General features: G+C 70.6%; 12 protein-coding genes. 8 read left to right on the forward strand and 4 right to left on the reverse strand.

The genetic code is table 11. The annotated features are described in order from the left end of the window. The first annotated feature begins 71 nt into the window (after nucleotides 1-71). Nucleotides 72-578, forward strand: coding sequence for a GyrI-like domain-containing protein (locus ACFO60_RS14440; RefSeq protein ID WP_380840678.1), 507 nt, complete (start codon nucleotides 72-74; stop codon nucleotides 576-578). Between the two features lie 42 nt (nucleotides 579-620). Here ACFO60_RS14440 and ACFO60_RS14445 read toward each other — a convergent pair whose 3' ends face one another. After that, nucleotides 621-1,856, reverse strand: coding sequence for a CaiB/BaiF CoA transferase family protein (locus tag ACFO60_RS14445; RefSeq protein WP_380840679.1), 1,236 nt, complete (start codon nucleotides 1,854-1,856; stop codon nucleotides 621-623). A 277-nt stretch (nucleotides 1,857-2,133) separates the two neighbouring features. Here ACFO60_RS14445 and ACFO60_RS14450 point away from each other — a divergent pair, with 277 nt between their 5' ends. Then, nucleotides 2,134-3,483, forward strand: a complete 1,350-nt coding sequence (locus ACFO60_RS14450) for an FAD-binding protein (protein WP_380840681.1) — start codon at nucleotides 2,134-2,136, stop codon at nucleotides 3,481-3,483. A 13-nt stretch (nucleotides 3,484-3,496) separates the two neighbouring features. Then, complete coding sequence (locus ACFO60_RS14455; protein ID WP_380840682.1) at nucleotides 3,497-4,756, forward strand: class I SAM-dependent methyltransferase; 1,260 nt, start codon at nucleotides 3,497-3,499, stop codon at nucleotides 4,754-4,756. A gap of 136 nt (nucleotides 4,757-4,892) precedes the next feature. On the opposite strand, the gene ACFO60_RS14460 is transcribed toward ACFO60_RS14455, so the two are convergent. Further along, nucleotides 4,893-6,221, reverse strand: a complete 1,329-nt coding sequence (locus tag ACFO60_RS14460; protein ID WP_380840683.1) for a M14 family zinc carboxypeptidase — start codon at nucleotides 6,219-6,221, stop codon at nucleotides 4,893-4,895. 172 nt (nucleotides 6,222-6,393) lie between these two features. Here ACFO60_RS14460 and ACFO60_RS14465 point away from each other — a divergent pair, with 172 nt between their 5' ends. Both ACFO60_RS14465 and ACFO60_RS14470 read left to right on the forward strand, forming a co-directional pair. Further along, on the forward strand, nucleotides 6,394-7,935 hold the full coding sequence (locus ACFO60_RS14465; RefSeq protein WP_380840684.1) for a GMC family oxidoreductase: 1,542 nt from the start codon (nucleotides 6,394-6,396) through the stop codon (nucleotides 7,933-7,935). Between the two features lie 134 nt (nucleotides 7,936-8,069). Beyond that, a complete protein-coding gene (locus ACFO60_RS14470) occupies nucleotides 8,070-9,350 on the forward strand; it encodes a cytochrome P450 (RefSeq protein ID WP_380840685.1) in 1,281 nt (426 codons plus the stop codon). 122 nt (nucleotides 9,351-9,472) lie between these two features. Here ACFO60_RS14470 and ACFO60_RS14475 read toward each other — a convergent pair whose 3' ends face one another. Next, nucleotides 9,473-11,041 (reverse strand): hypothetical protein, encoded by a 1,569-nt coding sequence (locus tag ACFO60_RS14475; RefSeq protein WP_380840686.1) that lies wholly within the window; start codon nucleotides 11,039-11,041, stop codon nucleotides 9,473-9,475. 521 nt (nucleotides 11,042-11,562) lie between these two features. On the opposite strand from ACFO60_RS14475, the gene leuS reads away from it, so the two are divergent. Further along, the gene (gene leuS, locus ACFO60_RS14480) at nucleotides 11,563-14,028 is read left to right on the forward strand and encodes a leucine--tRNA ligase (protein ID WP_380840687.1); all 2,466 of its coding nucleotides are present in this window, start codon (nucleotides 11,563-11,565) and stop codon (nucleotides 14,026-14,028) included. 171 nt (nucleotides 14,029-14,199) lie between these two features. Here leuS and lexA read toward each other — a convergent pair whose 3' ends face one another. After that, nucleotides 14,200-14,979 carry a transcriptional repressor LexA gene (lexA, locus tag ACFO60_RS14485; protein ID WP_380840689.1) on the reverse strand — a complete coding sequence of 260 codons (780 nt, stop codon included), beginning with the start codon at nucleotides 14,977-14,979 and terminating at the stop codon, nucleotides 14,200-14,202. 581 nt (nucleotides 14,980-15,560) lie between these two features. Between lexA and nrdR the strand changes: the two genes are divergently transcribed. Further along, the gene (nrdR, locus tag ACFO60_RS14490; RefSeq protein WP_380840691.1) at nucleotides 15,561-16,022 is read left to right on the forward strand and encodes a transcriptional regulator NrdR; all 462 of its coding nucleotides are present in this window, start codon (nucleotides 15,561-15,563) and stop codon (nucleotides 16,020-16,022) included. A 154-nt stretch (nucleotides 16,023-16,176) separates the two neighbouring features. Then, nucleotides 16,177-19,029 carry a vitamin B12-dependent ribonucleotide reductase gene (locus ACFO60_RS14495; RefSeq protein WP_380840692.1) on the forward strand — a complete coding sequence of 951 codons (2,853 nt, stop codon included), beginning with the start codon at nucleotides 16,177-16,179 and terminating at the stop codon, nucleotides 19,027-19,029. Nucleotides 19,030-19,192: the final 163 nt, after the last annotated feature.

Genomic DNA, 19,192 nt, shown 5'->3' on the forward strand with positions numbered 1-19,192 from the left:
TCGGCCGGTCCGGCTACATTGACCGCGCGATCGGGCAGGGCAGGCGGAGGGCCATCGAGTGGGGAGGCGCTATGATCATCGTTGAGCGGCCGGAGGTGCTGGTCGTCGGGTACGCCGTGCGCACGAGCAACGCGGCGGAGGCCGATCCGATGCGGGCGCAGCTCCCGGCCCTGTGGGCGCGGGCCGGAGCCCCCGGCGCGTTCGCCCACGTTCCCGGGCGCATCGACGAGAACATCTACGCGGTGATGATCGACTACGAGAGCGATCACAAGGGCGCCTGCACCCAGGTCGTCGGCGTGGCCGTGCGCACGGCCGCCGGGCTCCCCGAGGGGATGGTGGCGGTCCGCGTGCCGGGGGTCCAGGCGCTGAAGGTCGAGGCGCACGGCCCGATGCCGCAGTCGCTGATCGAGGCGTGGCGGCAGGTGTGGCGGCACACCGAGGGCGGAGGGGTCCCGCCGCGGGCGTTCACGACCGACCTTGAGGTCCATCACCGGGCCGGGGTCGACCTCTACCTGGCGGTCCTGCCCGGGCACACCCCCGTCCCCGCCGGCCACGATCGCGACCGCGCCCAGGCGTGACCGTGCGCACCCCGGCGCCGCTCCAGGTTGCCGCAAGGGGTGTCAGGCCAGCACTCCGGCCTCGCGCAAGGCCTTGGCGTACTCGTCGGGCAGGCCCCAGGCCGACAGGTCGTGCAGGCGGGTCGCCTGGGCGAGGCCGCCGCGTCCGCTGCCGAGCAGCCGGGGCGCGGGCACCGGCTGGGTGATCCCGCCGACCTCGACGAACGCGCCGCGGGCGACGTTGTGCGGGTGCCGGGCCGCCTCGCCCATGTCCAGGACGGGGGAGACGCACGCGTCCGAGCCCTCGAAGACGGCCTCCCATTCCGCGCGCGTCCTGGACTTGAACGCGGCGGTGAGCCGCTCGCGGATCTCCGGCCAGTTGGCGCGGTCGTCACGGCCGGGCAGGCCGGTGAGGCCCATCCGGGTGACCATCTCCTCCCAGAAGGCCGGTTCGAGCGATCCGACCGCGACGTGGCGGCCGTCGGCGGTCTCGTAGGTGTCGTACATCGGGGCGCCGGTGTCGAGCAGGTTGGTGCCGCGCGGGCCCCAGAAGCCGCTCTGGGCGAAGTGGTAGAACATCGCGAACAGAGTGGCGGCCCCGTCGACCATCGCGGCGTCGATGACCTTGCCGCGGCCGGTGCGCTCGCGTTCGAACAGGGCGAGCACCACCCCGTAGGCCAGCATGAGCCCGCCGCCGGCGAAGTCGCCGAGGATGTTGATCGGGGGCGTGGGCTTGCCGCCCTCGCGGCCGAGCAGCGACAGCGCGCCGGCGACGGCGATGTAGTCGATGTCGTGCCCGGCGGTCGCCGCGAGCGGGCCGTCCTGTCCCCAGCCGGTCATGCGGCCGTAGACGAGCCGCTCGTTGACGGCGTGCAGGTCGGCGGGGCCGATGCCGAGGCGCTCGGCGACGCCGGGACGGAAGACGTCGATGACCACGTCGGCGGTCGCGGCCAGCCGTTTGAACGCGGCGACGCCGTCGGGCGACTTCAGGTCCAGGCCGATGGTGCGCTTGCCGCGGTCCATGACGTCCGGGCGGGGGCGGTCGCCGTTCGCGGTGACGGCTCCGACGCGGTCGACCCTGAGCACCTCGGCGCCGTGGTCGGCCAGCATCATGCCGGCGAAGGGGCCGGGCGCGAGGCCGGCGAGCTCCAGCACCCGCACCCCGGCCAGCGGCCCGGCGGGCGCGTCGTCCGTGCTCGCGGAGGGCGCGCCGTTCGTGCTCGTGGTGGGTGGGGCCGCGAGGTCGCCGTCGCCCCGCGGGGTGTGGTCCGCGGGGTCCTGGCCGCCGTTCCGACTCATCGCTGTTCTCCTCGGGTGCGAAGCCGACGATAGACCGCATCGCGATAGCAAGCAAACGCTTGGTGGAAACGGGCCAGGCGACCCCGCCTCTCACCTGGGAACATGACGCTAACCCCTGCGCCACAGCCTTTTGAAGGGGGGTCGCGAGTTTGCGCGGGTTTAACGTGTCTACTCTGGTCGATGGTCAAGACAGGAGATAGCGTCGTAGCGTCGATCTCCACGCTTAGTTATAGGGGGTGGTGGCATGCCAGATCGCACGGTGAGGACGACCGCCCAGATGACAGCCCATCAAAGGGCTGTGGAGCAGATCAGGGAGTCCTACACCGCCCTCCCCGAGGGAGCCTCCCCGCGGCTGTCGAAGCCGACCACGAACCTGTTCCGGTTCCGCGAGGCCGGCAAGTCGGCGAAACTCTCCGCGCGCGACCTGGACAAGGTGATCCAGGTGGATCCGGAGACCAGGACCGCCGAGGTCCAGGGCATGACGACCTACGAGAACCTCGTGGACGCCACGCTGCCGGCCGGCCTCATGCCGTACGTGGTCCCGCAGCTCAAGACGATCACGCTGGGCGGCGCGGTCACCGGGCTCGGCATCGAGTCCTCCAGCTTCCGGCAGGGGCTCCCGCACGAGTCGGTCGAGGAGATGGAGATCCTGACCGGCGACGGCCGCGTCATCGTGGCCAGGGACGACAACGAGCACCGCGATCTGTTCAGGTCGTTCCCCAACTCCTACGGCACGCTCGGCTACGCGCTGCGGCTGCGCATCAAGCTCGTGCCCGTCAAGCCTTACGTCCGCCTCACGCACATCCCCTTCTCCGACGCCGGCAAGTGCATGCTCGCCATGCAGGAGATCTGCGACAGCGGCCACTACGAGGGCGAGAAGGTCGACTTCGTCGACGGCACGTTCTTCGAGCCCGGCGAGATGTACGTCACCGTCGGCCAGTTCGCCGACCGGGCGCCCTACGCATCCGACTACACCGGGATGCGCATCTACTACCAGTCGATCCGCACCCGCACCCGCGACTGGCTGACCGTCCGCGACTATCTGTGGCGCTGGGACACCGACTGGTTCTGGTGCTCGCGCGCCTTCGGCGTGCAGCAGCCGCTGGTGCGCTCGCTGATGCCCCGGCGCTGGCTGCGCTCGGACGTCTACCGCAAGCTGGTCGGTCTCGACCAGAGGTACGGCGTGACCGCGCGCGTCGACCGGTGGCGCGGCAACCCGGTGCAGGAGTCGGTCATCCAGGACGTGGAGATCCCGATCGAGAAAGGCGCCGACTTCCTCGAGTTCTTCCACGACAAGGTGGGCATGACGCCCGTGTGGATGTGCCCGCTGAAGGCCACGGGCCAGTGGCCGCTCTACCCGCTGGAGCCGGGAAAGCTCTATGTGAACTTCGGGTTCTGGGGCATGGTCGCCCTGCCGCGCGGACAGTTCGACGGCCATCACAACAGGCTGATCGAGAACTCCGTGCACGAGCTGGGCGGCCACAAGTCCCTGTACTCGACATCGTTCTACCCCCGTGAGGAGTTCTGGCGTCTTTACAACGGAGACGCCTACTGGCCGGTCAAACGCGCCTATGATCCGGGCGCCCGGCTGCTCGACCTCTATGAGAAATGCGTACGGGGGCGTTGAGGAGGTTGGTCGCATGACACTCGCCCAGATCTTCGAGAAGATCGTCGGGCCGGCGGCGAACGTGGAGTTCGCCGCCTACGACGGCAGCAAGGCCGGGCCGTCGGGAGCTTCTGTCCGCATCGAGGTGAAGTCACCCATAGCGGTGGCCTACCTGGCGCAGTCCCCAGGGGAGATGGGGCTCGCCAGGGCGTACATCGCCGGCCACATCGACGTGCAGGGCGACATGTACACCCTCCTGTCGGAGATGGCGCAGATCACTCTCGACGACATGCCGATGAGGGAGAAGCTCTCCGTAGCGCGGTCGCTGGGCGTCAAGCCGCTGCTCATGCGGGTGCCGCTGCCGCCGCAGGAGGTGCGCCGCAGCGCCATGGCGAGGCTCGGCAGCCGCCACGCCAAGCAGCGCGACGCCGAGGCCATCCATCATCACTACGACGTCTCCAACCGGTTCTACGAGTGGGTGCTCGGCCCCTCGATGGCCTACACCTGCGCGGTCTTCCCCGAGGAAGGCTCCACGCTGGAGGAGGCGCAGTTCGCCAAGTTCGACCTGGTCGCCAAGAAGCTCGACCTCAAGCCGGGCATGCGCCTGCTCGACGTCGGCTGCGGCTGGGGCGGCATGGTCATGCACGCGGCCAAGCACTACGGGGTCAAGGGCCTCGGGGTGACGCTGTCGCGCCAGCAGGCCGAGTGGGCGCAGAAGGCCATCGCCGAGGCGGGGTTGTCCGAGCTCGCCGAGGTGCGCCACCTCGACTACCGCGACGTCACCGAGACCGGCTTCGACGCGGTCAGCTCGATCGGCCTGACCGAGCACATCGGCAAAGACCAGCTGCCGGGCTACTTCGGGTTCCTGTACGGAAAGCTCAAGGCGGGCGGCCGGCTGCTCAACCACTGCATCACCCGGCCCACCGGCAAAGAGCGCACCATCAACAAGGGCGGCTTCATCAACCGGTACGTCTTCCCCGACGGTGAGCTCGAGTCCGTCGGCCATCTCGTCCGCGAGATGGAGGACACCGGCTTCGAGATCCGGCACGAGGAGAACCTCCGCGAGCACTACGCCAAGACCCTCGAGAAGTGGTGCGCGAACCTCGACGCCCACTGGGACGAGGCGGTCGAGGAGGTCGGCCAGGGCACGGCCCGGGTGTGGCGGCTGTACATGGCCGGCTGCATCGTCGGATTCGAGCGCAACAAGGTGCAGCTGCACCAGGTGCTCGGGGTGAAGCTCGGCAGCAAGGGCGAGGCCGGCGTCTCGCTGAGGCCCTCGCTCGACTGGCCCTGATCTCCCTGCGGCGCCATCGCGTGACGGCGGCCCGCCCGGTCTCCCGCAAGGAGGCCGGGCGGGCCGCCGCCTTCTCCGGCTCACGCGCGGCGTCCGACGCGGACTCGCGCGCGGCGCCCGGACGGGCCGCCGTGGCTCAGCCTCGCGCGTGGTGTTCGGCGGCGACGAGGGCGGCGGCGAGCTGGACGGCGACCAGCTTGCGGATCGCGATCGGGCGTCCGCCGGACTCCGCCTCGGCCTCCTCGCACCAGACGTCGAACAGCTCGCGCAGCCGCTCCCGCCGCGCCCGGATGGCCGGGGTGAGGTTGCCCGCCGCGGCTTCGGCGTCCAGCATGCGGCGGAAGGTGCCGCAGAGGCGCAACCGGCGCATGTGCAGGGTCTGCCGGTTGCCGAACTGCTCGGCGACGGTCGCCGGCCGGTCGACGTCCGGCAGGTCCTCCCAGACGTCGGCGAACCTGCGGTAGGCGTCGAGCATGTCCTCTGTCGAGCGGCGGAACGGCGACCGGACGGTGAGGTCGGCGCGCACCGCCGCCATGACCGACCCGAGTGTGTCGATCACCTCCCGCTGCGCGGCCAGCCCGGCCTTGACGACGTCGCCGTAGGAGGCGGCCGTCGGGGTGAGGTCGCAGACGCGGTCGTCGGCCCAGTACGGCAGCTCGGTGATCAGGTGCAGCGCGCCGAACCTGGCCGCGTAGTCGGCGCTGCCGCCTCCGAAGCCGAAGGTCCGGGCCTGCTGGGGCCCGCCGGGGGTGAGGTAGACGGCCGGGGCGATCGTGACGGCTCCGGGCAGTTCGGGGTCGCCGTGGTGCAGCGGAATGCCCGCAAGGCGGGGGAGCTCGGTGAGCCGCGCCGCGAGGGCGCGGTCGCGGCGGTTGAGGTAGAAGTAGGCGCCGCTGTACTCGCCGTTGTGCAGGGAGTAGACCAAGGCCGGCCGCAGCTCGTCCATGAGCCGCATCAGCGCCTCGGTCTCCGGCAGGCTGCGGTCGAAGACGTAGCCGTCGCCGGAGATCGGGAACGTCCACTCCACCTGGTCGCGCCAGGCGGGCCGGTAGAAGTGCCTGGCGTAGTGGCGCCGGTCGCCGGGGCGCGCGTACCAGCCCTCGTTGAGGCGGGCGCCGTCGGGATCGACGCACGGGATCAGGTGCCAGCGGTAGCCGAGTCCCTCGCGCAGGGCCGCGTCCTCGCAGAGCAGGCGGGTCAGCCGGCTCACGGTGAGCGAGCCGATCGGCTCGTTGGGATGCGGCCCGCCGATGATCAGCGCGTCGCGGCTCCCGGCGCCCACGGTGAGCACCCGCAGCGGTTCGCCCAGGCGGGAGGTGCCGATGCGGCGCAGCCGCACGAGACCGGGGTGGCGGGCGGCCGCCTCGTCGAGATCGGCGTGCATCTCGTCAACACCGGGGAACCTGTCCAGCTCGGGGACCCGCCGCATGAGCTCGCGGACGTCCATGGCATCGCCTCCAGTCAAGCTGAGATCTTCCGACCCGCCTACCTTGTTGGTTTGCCCTGATTTGGGGTGGGTTGAATGCTTGGAGCCCTTGCTCTGCGCCGCGTCAATAATCGGTAACGAGCGTGGACGCGGGACGGCCGGCGGGCGTAAGTACGGGGAGAGCCGCTCACGTCCCCATCGGAGGCCCCCCATGCAATATGACTACGTCGTCGTCGGAGCGGGCTCGGCCGGCTGCGTCCTGGCCAACCGGCTCTCGGCCGACCCTTCCGTGCGGGTGGCGCTGCTGGAGGCCGGCGGGGCGGACCGCAAGTTCGAGATCCGCGTGCCCGCCGCCTTCTCCAAGCTCTTCAAGACGCCCTACGACTGGGACTTCTCCACCGCCGAGCAGAAGGAGATGTCCGGTCGCCGGCTGTACTGGCCGCGCGGCAAGACTCTGGGCGGCTCGTCGTCGATCAACGCCCAGATGTGGGTCAGAGGGCACCGGGCCGACTACGACGGCTGGGGCCTGCCCGGGTGGTCCTACGACGAGGTCCTGCCGTACTTCCGGCGCTCGGAACGACGGGTCGGCTCCAACAGGGGTGACGTGTACGGCACCGAGGGCCCGATCTACATCTCCGAGCTGCGCGCCCCCAACGTGACCACCCGGGCGTTCCTGCGCGCCTGCGAACAGATGGGGCTGACCCGGCTGGAGGAGCTCAACGGCGCCTCGAACGAGGGCTTCTCGCCGACGCCGGTCACCCAGGATCGCGGGCGCAGGTGGAGCGCCGCCGACGCCTATCTGCGGCCCGCGATGGGCCGTCCGAACCTGACCGTGCTGACCGCCGCGCAGGTCGACCGCGTCGTGCTGGACGACGAAGGCAGGGCCACGGGCGTCGAGTACGGCGGCCGGCGGGTGACGGCGGCCAAGGAGGTCATCCTGTCGGCGGGGACGATCGGCTCGCCGCACCTGCTCATGCTCTCGGGCATCGGCGACCCCGGCGAGCTGCGGGCCAACGGGGTCGCGCCGCGTCACGAGCTCCCCGGCGTCGGGCGCAACCTCATGGACCACCTGGCCTCGGCGATCATGCTGGAGTGCACCGAGCCGGTCACCCTGGCCGGCGCGGAGTCGGCCGGCAACCTCCTGCGCTACCTGTTCCGGCGCGACGGCCTGCTCACCTCCAACGTCGGCGAGGCGGTGGCCTTCATCCGGACCTCGCCGGAGGAGCCCGCCCCCGACATCGAGCTGCTCTTCGCGCCGGCGCCGTTCACCGACCACGGGCTCACCCCGCCGGCCGGGCACGGCATCACCATCGGCGTCATCCTGCTCCAGCCCGAGAGCCGCGGGCAGATCACCCTCGACGGCCGCGACGTGGTGATCGACCCGCGTTACCTGACCGCGGAGGCCGACGTGCGGCGGCTGGTGGCCGGGCTGAGGAAGGCCAGGGAGGCGTTCGCCACACCGGCGCTCAAGCCCTACGCGGGCGCGCCGATGAAGCCCTACGAGGGCGCGGAGACCGGCGAGGAGCTCGCCCGGTACGTCCACGAGCGCTCCGAGACGCTCTACCACCCGGTGGGCACCTGCAGGATGGGCACGGAGGACGACGCGGTGGTGGACCCCTCGCTGCGCGTCATCGGGGTGCCGGGGCTGCGCGTGGTGGACGCCTCGGTCATGCCGACGCTGAACCGCGGCCACACCCACGCGCCCACCATCATGATCGCCGAGAAGGCGGCGGACCTGATCCTGGGCGGGTGAGGCGGGATGGCCGTCCGGCTGAGAAGAGGGGCGGAGGCGCGCCCGCGGTGACGGCGGTCGGAGCCGCCCTGTGGCCGCCCGCCGCTCGGAGGGCCGGTTTGACGTAAGTGAGCACTTCTCTCAATCATGGAAGTATGAGCGTGGAGACACCCCCCGAGCGCAAGCCCATCACCTCCTGCGAGCAGATCGACCTTTCCGACTGGGATTTCTGGGCGCGGCCCATCGCCGAGCGCGAGCACGCCTTCGAGCTCCTGCGCGAGCGTGACACCCCGGTCTTCTTCGCCGAGCCTGAGCTGTCGTTCGCGCCGCGGGGCGATGGGTACCACGCGATCGTCCGGCACGCGGACATCCTTGCGATCAGCCGCAACCCGGACGTCTTCAGCTCGGGTGAAGGCGGCGCCACCAACATCGTCGACATGCCCGCCGAGTTCGCCGAGTACTTCGGCTCGATGATCAACATGGACGACCCGCGGCACGCCCGGCTGCGGCGCATCGTCTCGCGCGCCTTCACCCCGAAGATGATCCAGAAGTTCGAGGACGACGTGCGGACCGCGGCGGCCGGCATCGTCGACGGGCTGCTGGAGAAGGGGCCGGGGTGCGACTTCGTCACCGAGGTGGCCGCCCGCCTGCCCCTGAAGATCATCTGCGACATGATGGGCATCCCGGAGAAGGACTACGGATACGTCTTCGACCGGTCGAACGTCATCCTCGGCGCGTCCGACCCCGAGTATGTGCCCTCGGGCGACCAGAACCAGATCGTGACCGCCCTGCTCAACGCCGGGCTGGAGCTCCAGCAGCTCGTGCAAGATCTCGCCGCCTACCGCGCGGACAACCCCACGGGGGACCTGACCTCGTCCCTGGTCAACGCCAACGTCGACGGCGAACGGCTCACCATGCAGGAGCTCGGGTCGTTCTTCATCCTGCTCGTCGTCGCGGGCAACGAGACCACCCGCAACGCCATCTCCCAGGGCCTGCTCCTGCTCACCCGCAACCCCGCCGAGAAGGCGCGCTGGCTGACCGACATCGACGGCCACGCGCCCAAGGCGGTCGAGGAGATCGTCCGGCTCGCCTCGCCGGTCAACTACATGCGGCGCAAGGTCACCCGCGACCACGAGCTCAACGGCACCCTGTACAAGAAGGGCGAGAAGACCGTCCTGTACTACTGGTCGGCCAACCGGGACGGCGCCGTCTTCGCCGACCCCTACCGGTTCGACATCACCCGCGACCCGAACCCGCACGTCGGGTTCGGCGGCCCCGGCCCGCACTTCTGCCTGGGCGCCCATCTGGCCCGCCGCGAGATCACCCTGATGTTCCGCGAGCTGCTCGGCCGCGTGCCGCAGATCGAGGCCGGCCGGCCGCAGCGGCTGTTCTCCAGCTTCATCAACGGCGTCAAGCACCTGCCCTGCGACTTCTGAGCGGGCGCGCCCGCCGCCGCCCGCGGACCTCGGGGCGCTCGGCCGCCCCCGCACCGGGCGGCGGCCGGGGCCCGCGGTGCGCGGGGCCTCGTGGGTGACGGCCCGGCGCTTCGCGCGCCCGGTCAGGAGGCGGGGGTCGTCGGCCTGATCGAGGAGAACACCGTGTTGACGTCGGGCAGCAGTTCCTTCTTGCTGTCCGGCACCGACATGTAGACGACCACCGGAAGGTCGCCCCCGGTGCTCACCGCGGCCACCACCAGCGTCGTCTTGGCGTCGCCCGCCATCACCTGGTAGGCCACCAGGCGCGCGGGGTGACCGCCCGCCGAGACCTTCTGCTCCGCCGTCTTGACGACCTTGTTGCCCGCCGGGAAGAACTTGTTGCGCGCGGCGAAGGCCACCGAACTGATCACCGGGGCCAGCTTGTCCGGCTCGGCCGCGGAGTACTTGGAGGCGAGGGCCTCGGGCAGCGGCCCGGTCATGACCTGGGCGAACTGCGGCTTGCCCGCCGAGTCCACGCCCGCGGCCACGTACTGGCGCGTCGTGTAGCCGTAGGTCGACTTGATGTGCTCGGAGCGCGAGTCCAGCCGCCACGGCCCGCCCAGGCGGGCGATGCCGACCCCGGCCGCCTGGTCGGTGAGGACGCCCGTGCGCGGCGAGGCCGTGCCGCGGTACTTGGGCAGCCGGCCGATCGACTGCGGCTTGGCGGTGCCGGTTCCGCCCTTGCCGGAGGACGACGCCTTGGCCGTGCTCTTGGGGGTGGCCTCGCCGGAGGCGGCGGTGGATCCGTCGCCGCCGGAGCCGCTCAGCGGCCCCACCAGGAACGCCCACAGCAGGGCCGCCAGCAGGGCGACGACCACCGAGGCGACCAGCGCGAGCAGCCACACGCGCCTGCCGTTGCCGGCGTCGTCGGCCTCCTCGCCGATCGCCTCGTAGTTGTCACCGAAGACGGTGTTCCACAGCTCCTGCTGACGCTCGGGAGGAGGGGTCTTGGGTCCGCTGATCTGCCCGGCGGTGACGAAGGGCTTGTAGGGGTCCTCGGGGCTGGGCGGCGCCGCGTGACGCCGTGCCGGCTGCTGCTGCTCGGGGGCGGCGGGGGCCGTCACGCGCATGGTGGTCTCGGTGCCCGCCGGGACGTACGCGGCGCCGGCCGCGGGCGCGTGCTGGGGCCCGGTCACCGGGGGAGCGTACGCCGGCGCCGCTTGCTGCGGCCCGGAGGGCGAGGGGGTGTACCCCTGAGGGCCGGTCGGAGACGGCGCGTACTGCCGCTCTCCGGACGGCGAAGGGGCGTACGCCGGAGGCGCGGCCTGCGTGGCCTGCGCGGCCTGCGCGGCCGAATACTGCTGGGGGCCGGTGGGAGAAGGGGTGTACCGCTGGGGCCCGGTGGAGGGGACGTGGTTCTGGGGCCCGGTGGGGGAGGGAGCGTACTGCTGGGGGCCGGTGGGAGAAGGGGTGTACCGCTGGGGCCCGGTGGGCTGGGGGGTGTACTGCTGCGGCCCGGTGGGCTGCGGGGAGAACGGCGGGTCGGCGAGCGGGGGCGGCGGCGGGAACGATGTCTGGGTGGTCGCCTCTCGACCTGACTGGGCGCTGTAGTGCTGCTGCCCGTTCCCGGGCGAGTGGGGGTCGGCGGAGCGGGCGCCGTACGGCGCGGGGTCGAACACCGACGGTGCGGGCGGAGGGGGAGGAGGCGGCATCTCCGGCCACGCTGGGGGTCGCGTGGACCGGCTGGTCTGCTCAGGGGCCATTGCTGGCGAACCTCCCGACATCATGCCCGGATTGGGGGTGCTCGGCATGATCTCATGCGAAGCGGGGGTCTCCGCAGGAGAATCAGAGAAAGCTCCCCGGAACTGCAGGCCCGTCGGGTCGGTCGGAGGATCCTGCATCGGCAGGCCCTCCTCCGCGACATTCGGGCCGCTCGCCGGTTCATAGGAGTTCGCCACGCGAAAAGGGTAAACTAATGGGACATATGAGGTCACAACGGATCTATCACCGTTGGGCGGCCGTTCACCGTTTTCCCGCTGTTACGCAGGGCAGGCGCCCCGAGGCCATGAAGACCGATTGCCCGCTGCGCTACCCTTGAGCCATGCGTGGCAGGACCCTGCTTCTTAGCGGGCCGCGCCGACCGAGCTGATACCGGTCGACGCGGCTGCCCCTCGTGCCCACGAGGGGTTTCTTTATTGGTCAAGCCATCCGCGATGAGTCGAACCCGAGGGACATGGCCGTGAGTGACGAGCAGTACGACCCGCAGGCGCTTCAGACGAAGTGGCAGGCACGGTGGGAGGAGCTGGACCCCTTCCGCGCGAACGAGGACGCCGGCGACGCGCGTCCTCGCAAGTACCTGCTCGACATGTTCCCCTACCCTTCGGGCGACCTGCACATGGGGCACGGCGAGGTCTTCGCCATCGCCGACGTCGTCGCCCGCTACTGGTTCCAGCGCGGCTACAACGTGCTGCACCCCATCGGGTGGGACTCCTTCGGGCTGCCGGCCGAGAACGCCGCGATCAAGCGCAACGCGCACCCCGCCGAGTGGACCTACGCGAACATCGAGACCCAGGCGACCTCGTTCAAGCGATACGCCATCTCCTTCGACTGGTCCCGGCGGCTGCACACCAGCGACCCCGAGTACTACCGCTGGAACCAGTGGCTGTTCAACCGGTTCTTCGAGCGAGGCCTGGCCTACCGCAAGGGCGGCCTGGTCAACTGGTGCCCCAAGGACCAGACGGTGCTGGCGAACGAGCAGGTCGTCGCCGGGCGGTGCGAGCGCTGCGGCACCGACGTGGTCCGCCGCGAGCTGACCCAGTGGTACTTCAAGATCACCGAGTACGCCGACCGGCTGCTGCAGGACATGGACCAGCTGGGCGGCTGGCCCGAGCGCATCCTGACCATGCAGCGCAACTGGATCGGCCGCTCCGAGGGCGCCGACGTCCGGTTCGAGATCGAGGGCCGCGGCGAGCCGGTCACCGTCTACACCACCCGTCCCGACACCCTGTACGGCGCGACGTTCTTCGTGGTCGCCGCCGACGCGCCGCTGGCCGAGGAGCTGTGCGACCCCGAGCGGCTGCCCGAGCTGACGGCCTACCGCTCCCAGGTCGCCAAACTGACCGACATCGAGCGGCTGGCCACCGACAAGGAGAAGACCGGCGTCTTCCTGGGCCGCTACGCCGTCAACCCGGTCAACGGCGAGCGGCTGCCGGTGTGGGCGGCCGACTATGTGCTGTCGGGTTACGGCCACGGCGCGATCATGGCGGTGCCCGCGCACGACCAGCGCGACCTGGACTTCGCGCTGAAGTTCGAGCTGCCCGTGCAGGTGGTCGTGCACACCGGCCTGGCCGACCCCGGCGAGACCGGCGTCGCCACGCCGGGCGAGGGCACGCTCGTCAACTCCGGGCCGCTGGACGGCCTGTCCAAGATCGAGGCGATCTCCCGCATCATCGAGATACTGGAGGAGCGCGGCGCCGGCAAGGCGGCCGTCAACTACCGCCTGCGCGACTGGCTGCTGTCCCGCCAGCGTTTCTGGGGCACGCCGATCCCGATCATCCACTGCCCCGACTGCGGCGAGGTGCCCGTCCCGGACGAGCAGCTGCCGGTCACGCTGCCCGACCTGCGCGGCGAGGCGCTGGCCCCGAAGGGCGTCTCGCCGCTGGCGAGCGCGGCCGACTGGGTCAACGTCGACTGCCCCAAGTGCGGGGGCCGCGCGCTGCGCGACACCGACACGATGGACACCTTCGTCGACTCCTCCTGGTACTACCTGCGCTACTGCTCGCCGCAGTACGAGGAGGGCCCGTTCGACGTCGAGCAGGTCAGGCGCTGGGGTCCGATCGACCAGTACGTCGGCGGCTCCGAGCACGCCGTGCTGCACCTGATGTACTCGCGGTTCTTCACCAAGGTCCTGCACGACATGGGCATGGTCGACTTCACCGAGCCGTTCGTCCGCCTGCTCAACCAGGGCGAGGTGATCAACCAGGGCAAGGGCATGTCCAAGTCGCTGGGCAACGGCGTCGACCTGGGCGAGCAGATCGACAGCTTCGGCGTCGACGCGGTCCGCCTGACGATGCTGTTCGCCGGGCCGCCCGAGGACGACATCGACTGGGCGAACGTCTCGCCGGCCGCCTCGCAGAAGTTCCTGGCCCGGGCGTTCCGCGTCATGGCGGAGGCCGCCTCCGCCTCCGCTCCGGGCACGGACGCCGCCACCGGCGACCTGGAGCTGCGCAAGGTCACCCACCGCACCATCGACGAGGTCACCAGGCTGGTCGAGTCCCACCACTTCAACGTGGCGATCGCCCGCCTGATGGAGCTCACCACGGCGGCGCGCAGGGCCATCGACTCCGGCCCCGGAGCGGCCGACCCGGCCGTGCGGGAGGCCGCCGAGGCGCTCGCCGTCATGCTGTCGCTGGTCACCCCGTACGTGGCCGAGGAGGGCTGGGAGCGGCTGGGCCACGGCCCGACGGTCGTGCGCGGGGGCTGGCCCGTCGCCGACCCGGCACTGCTGGTGCGAGAGTCGGTCACCTGCGTCGTGCAGGTGGCGGGCAAGGTCAGGGACCGCTTGGAGGTCTCCCCGGACATCTCCGGCGCCGCGCTGGAGGAACTGGCGCTGGCCTCCGAGAAGGTGCGGACCTACCTGGACGGCGCGCCGCGCAAGGTCGTCGTGCGGGCGCCCAAGCTGGTCAACATCGTCCCCTGAGCCGCCTCGGCCCGGTCGTGTCAGGCGCGTGCGCGCCTGACACGACGGCGTGGCGCGCCCGCGGCGGTGACGAGACGCGCGGAGCGGGCATGCGAAACGCCTGAGCGCTCACCGGTGAGGTGGGCGCCCAGGCGCGGAGCGAGGCGGTGTGGCCGACGGACGGCGGCGCGGTCAGAGCTTGCGCAGGACCGCGACGACCTTGCCCAGAACGGTCGCCTCGTCGCCGGGGATCGGGTCGTAGTTGGTGTTGTGCGGAACCAGCCAGACGTGGCCGTCCTTGCGCTTGAAGGTCTTCACGGTGGCCTCGCCGTCGATCATGGCGGCGACGATGTCGCCGTTGTCGGCCACCGGCTGCTGGCGCACGACCACCCAGTCGCCGTCGGCGATCGCGGCGTCGATCATCGAGTCGCCGGCGACCTGGAGCAGGAACAGCGTGCCCTCGCCCACGAGCTGCTTGGGCAGGGCGAAGACGTCCTCCACGCGCTCTTCGGCCAGGATGGGGCCACCGGCGGCGATGCGGCCGACCAGCGGGACGAACGCGGCCGTCGGGCGGCTCACGAGCTGCTCGTCCTCGCCCGGGGCGACCGGGTCGACCCACAGCGCCGGCTCGCCGGGAAGGCGGACCTCGAGCGCGCGGGGACGGTGCGGATCACGGCGGAGGTAGCCCTTGCGCTGAAGGGCGGTCAACTGGTGCGACACGCTGGAGGTGCTGGTGAGCTGGACGGCCTCGCCGATCTCGCGCATGGAAGGCGGATAGCCGCGCTGCTGGACCGAGTCACGGATCACTTCGAGGATCTTGCGTTGCCGCGGGGTGAGACCAAGGGAGTCACGCCGGCGCACCGCCAGATCGCTGACAACCGTGCCGATCTCTTGCTGCTCGCTCACAATGCCCTCCTCGCCGGACGCCACCGGGACGCCCTCTGACACCGAACCGCCCGGCCGGCTCTGCATCCGTATCGCTCATGTCGCACACAGCGACAATATCCCTGTTCAAGATCGTCATCAAACAGTTGTTCGAGAGTCGCCTATTCGGGGAGCCGTCCGGTGAGCGACATCGTACGGGAGTTCGATCGATACCGTGTTCGACTTCACGATCTTATGCCGAACGAGTGCGGAAAGTCGATCACGCCGGCACGGCGGCGCGGCCGTGACCTGTGGTGCCCGCGTGGCCCAGGGGAGAGGGGGGCGCGACACGCCGGGCCGGGCGCCGTTCGCCCTGTTGGGGGGCGGGTTTGCGCGCGACGGCCGTGCCGACTTGCGTTCATGGTGCGTCACTCCTACGGTTAGACCACAACATCTAGTAGTTACACCGATGTGGTTCACCATAGGTTGTGTTTCCGTCGACGCACCGAGGGCAGCCGCGGCGCGTGCGCGAGCCTATTCGCGTGCGCCGGGGAAGGGCGCTCAAGCGTCTCGTGAATGCGCAAACCTAGGGCGGCTTTTACCGAGGCGGACGTCTCGGGTTCCTGTCATTTCCAGGAGCGGTGCCGGCGTGACCCGCGGGAGCCGAAGAAGCCGGAAAAGGAGGCGACATGCATTGTCCATTCTGTCGTCATCCGGACACGAGGGTCATCGACAGCCGTTCCACCGAGGACGGCGCGGCCATCCGCCGGCGGCGCACCTGCCCTGAGTGCGGGCGCCGGTTCACCACGCAGGAGACGGTGTTGCTGATGGTGAGCAAACGCAGCGGCGTGACCGAGCCCTTCTCGCGCGACAAGGTGATCGCCGGAGTGCGCCGCGCGTGCCAGGGACGCCCGGTCACCGAAGACTCCCTCGCTCAGCTCGGCCAGCGCGTCGAAGAGAGCATCCGGGGCACCGGGTCGGCCGAGATCCCCGCCCACCAGGTCGGGCTGGCGATCCTCGGGCCGCTGCGCGAGCTGGACGAGGTCGCCTATCTGCGCTTCGCCTCGGTCTACCGGGGTTTCGAGACGCTCGCCGACTTCGAAGAGGAGATCCAGCAGCTCAGGTCGGCGCGAGCCGCCAGAGAAGGCTGAGCGCGCCGCCTGCGCGGGCCGCGAGCCCGCCGGCGGCGCCCGATGGCCCTGCGGGGCTTGACAACCAGATGTAGCCCCGGCGCCGGGGGATGCCAGCGGCGTGACGATGTGTTTCCGAGACGAGGGCTCCTTTGGGCCCCGGAAGGGGGAGAGCATGACGGAGACGGTGAGCGGCTCAGTGGGACGCGGGGGCAAGCGGCCCCACAAGGGCCTGAAGATCAAGCGCGTCTACACCACTCCCGGCGTGCACCCGTACGACCAGGTGCGGTGGGAGCGCCGCGACGTCGTCATGACGAACTGGCGGGACGGCTCGATCAACTTCGAGCAGCGTGGCGTCGAGTTCCCCGACTTCTGGTCGGTCAACGCGGCGAACATCGTCACCACGAAGTACTTCCGCGGCGCCGTCGGCACCCCCCAGCGCGAGGCGAGCCTGAAGCAGCTCGTCGACCGGGTCGTCGGGGTCTACACCCGCACCGGCCGCGAGAACGGCTACTTCGCCTCCGACGAGGACGCCGAGATCTTCGACCACGAGCTGAAGCACGCGCTGATCCACCAGGTGTTCAGCTTCAACTCGCCCGTCTGGTTCAACGTCGGCACCGCCTCGCCGCAGCAGGTGAGCGCGTGCTTCATCCTCGCGGTGGACGACCAGATGGAGTCCATCCTCGAGTGGTACAAGGAAGAGGGTGTGATCTTCAAGGGCGGTTCGGGCTCGGGGGTGAACCTCTCCCGCATCCGCTCCAGCAAAGAGCTGCTGTCCAGCGGCGGCACCGCCAGCGGCCCGGTGTCGTTCATGCGCGGCGCCGACGCCTCCGCGGGCACCATCAAGTCGGGCGGCGCGACCCGCCGGGCGGCCAAGATGGTCGTGCTCGACGTCGACCACCCCGACATCGAAGAGTTCATCGAGACCAAGGCGCGCGAAGAGGACAAGATCCGCGCCCTGCGCGACGCCGGTTTCGACATGGACCTCGGCGGCAAGGACATCGTCTCCGTCCAGTACCAGAACGCCAACAACTCGGTCCGGGTCTCCGACGAGTTCATGCGCGCCGTCGAGGCGGGCGACAAATTCGGGCTGCGGGCGCGGCTCAGCGGCGAGGTCATCGAGGAGGTCGACGCCAAGGCGCTGTTCCGCAAGATGGGCAAGGCCGCCTGGGAGTGCGCCGATCCGGGCGTGCAGTACGACGACACCATCAACGACTGGCACACCTGTCCCGAGACCGGCCGCATCACCGCGTCCAACCCCTGCTCGGAGTACGTCCACCTGGACAACTCCTCGTGCAACCTGGCCAGCATCAACCTGCTGAAGTTCCTGCGCGAGGACGACACCTTCGACGTCGACCGGTTCGTCAAGCTGACCGAGCTGATCATCACCGCGATGGACATCTCGATCACCTTCGCCGACTTCCCGACCGAGAAGATCGCCGAGACCACGCGCGCGTACCGCCAGCTCGGCATCGGGTACGCCAACCTGGGCGCGCTGCTGATGGCCACCGGGCACGCCTACGACTCCGAGGGCGGCCGCTCGGTCGCCGCGGCCATCACCAGCCTGATGACCGGCGTGTCCTACCGCCGCAGCGCCGAGCTGGCCGCGATCGTCGGGCCCTACGACGGGTACAAGCGCAACGCCGAGCCGCACAAGAGGGTCATGCGCAAGCACGCCGCCGCCAACGACGGCCTGCGCGCCCTGGACACCCTCGACCGGCCCGTCCTGGCCGAGGCGACCAAGCAGTGGCAGGAGTGCCTGCGCCTGGGCGAGAAGAACGGCTACCGCAACGCGCAGGCCTCGCTGCTCGCGCCGACCGGCACCATCGGCCTGATGATGGACTGCGACACCACCGGCATCGAGCCCGACCTGGCGCTGGTCAAGTTCAAGAAGCTCGTCGGCGGCGGCTCGATGCAGATCGTCAACCAGACCATCCCCCGCGCGCTCAAGCGGCTCGGCTACCAGCCCGAGCAGGCCGAGGCCATCGTCGAGTACATCGCCGAGCACGGCCACGTCATGGACGCCCCCGGCCTCAAGCCCGAGCACTACGAGGTGTTCGACTGCGCCATGGGCGAGCGGGCCATCGCCCCGATGGGCCACGTCCGCATGATGGCCGCCACCCAGCCGTTCCTGTCGGGCGCCATCTCCAAGACCGTCAACCTGCCCGAGTCGGCCACCGTCGAGGACATCGAGCAGGTCTACCTGGAGGGCTGGAAGCTCGGCCTGAAGGCCCTCGCGGTCTACCGGGACAACTGCAAGGTCGGCCAGCCGCTGTCGATCGCCAAGAAGGCCGAGGAGAAGGCCGCCGAGCCGGTCGTGCAGGTCATCGAGGTGCCGAGGCCCAAGCGCCGCCGCCTGCCCAACCAGCGCCCGAGCACGACGACCCGCTTCACGGTCGGGGGCGCCAAGGGCTACATGACGGCCTCGTCCTACCCCGACGACGGCCTCGGCGAGGTCTTCCTGAAGATGTCCAAGCAGGGCTCGACCCTGGCGGGCGTCATGGACGCCTTCTCGGTGGCCATCTCCGTCGGCCTGCAGCACGGCGTGCCGCTGGACACCTTCGTCAGCAAGTTCGTCAACATGCGGTTCGAGCCGGCGGGCATGACCGACGACCCGGACGTGCGCATGGCGGCCTCGGTGGTCGACTACATCTTCCGCCGCCTGGCGCTGGACCACCTGCCCTACGAGGAGCGGGCGGCGCTCGGGGTGTTCTCGGCGGCCGAGCGGGCCGCGCAGCAGCGTGGGGAGGACCCCGCCGCGGTCCAGGAGGTCATCATCGACACGGCGGCGCTGGCCCAGTCGGCGCCGATCGAGGAGGTCCCGGAGACCGCCGCCCGGCCCGCGGGCGGGACGTCCGCGGCTGCCCCGCCCGCGGCCACGACGCGGGTCAACGGCACGGCGGCGCTCGAGAGCCACCAGGGCCGCACGGCCGACGCTCCGCTCTGCCTCACCTGCGGCACCAACATGCGCCCGGCGGGCAGCTGCTACGTCTGCGAAGGCTGCGGCAGCACCAGCGGCTGCAGCTGACCGGCGGTCGCGCCACCAGGGTCCGCCCCCCCGCCGCTGTGCGGGGCGGGCGGACCGGTGGCCGTGAGCGGCCGGCAGAGGGGAGCCCGGCACCGCGCCGGCTCCCCTCTTCGATCTCCGGCGATCTCCGGCGCGCATAAGCCGCCGCTCGTGGGTAGTCGGA

This window comes from Sphaerisporangium dianthi (assembly GCF_042654065.1).
Taxonomy (GTDB): Bacteria; Actinomycetota; Actinomycetes; order Streptosporangiales; family Streptosporangiaceae; genus Sphaerisporangium; species Sphaerisporangium dianthi.